At 57.3% G+C, this 911-nt stretch carries 1 pseudogene; it reads right to left on the reverse strand.

The annotated features are described in order from the left end of the window. Positions 1–851, reverse strand: a pseudogene (locus tag U5A67_RS40410) (filamentous hemagglutinin); the annotation flags it as partial. Positions 852–911: the final 60 nt, after the last annotated feature.

Below are 911 nucleotides of genomic sequence, written 5' to 3' on the forward strand. Positions count from 1 at the left end.
AGCGAGACGTTCCCCACAGCAGAAAGCGCACCGCCAAGCGTTGCGTCAAGTCCTGCGGATAGCCCAACTGAGCCTCCACTTTGCAGCGTACCCGCGATCGCCAGGTTACTGCCTGCCGAAGCGCTCACATCACCAGACGCAGCCAGTGCAGAAGTAATATCGACGCTGCCTCCCGTCGCACGCATAGAAATCGCACTCGCCGAGATGGCCGCCAGCGTGATGGAATTGGCTGCAGTCAGAACCGCATTGCCGTTCGACGCAACAGACGTTGCCAGAATATCGTTACCAGACGTGAGCGAAATATCGCCACCCGCCTCGACACTACCTGTTGCGTCGATGTCACCTTGCGCGTTGATGCTGTAAGTCTCGTTCGCGAGCCCTGCAGCGGTGATCGACGCATTTCCTGAAGCTGAAACGCTCACATCTTCGTTAGCGGCCACGGCACCCAGCGTCACATCGCCATTCGAGCTGACACTTACATTGCCTGCACTCGCCTCCAGCGCGCCGAGCTGATTGACACCCATTCCAGCGGCTGTAGAGACGATAAAGACCTGTCCACTGGTTACGGACCCGTACGCACTGGCATCGATGGATGTCGTCCCGCCCATTGAAGCTGCCGTATTACTACTGCCGTTGGCGCTGAATGTGTAGGTGGTACCACTCGCACCGGTCGTTGACGGCGTTACGAGTTGATTGCCCGCGACCAGATTGACGCTCTCACTGGAAAGTAATGGTGCATTGATATTGATCGTCTGTGCAATCAGATCGACATTACCTACCGTCCCATCAATGCCCGTGCCTGGGCCACTCTCGCCCGTCGGACCATTGATCGTAATGTTTCCCGAACTCACTGAGTACGCTATGGCATCCGCCTCTGCGAAACTCGTTGCACTCCCCCCCAACCCGGTAAT

This window comes from Paraburkholderia sp. J69-1, from assembly GCF_905220255.1.
GTDB lineage: Bacteria > Pseudomonadota > Gammaproteobacteria > Burkholderiales > Burkholderiaceae > Paraburkholderia.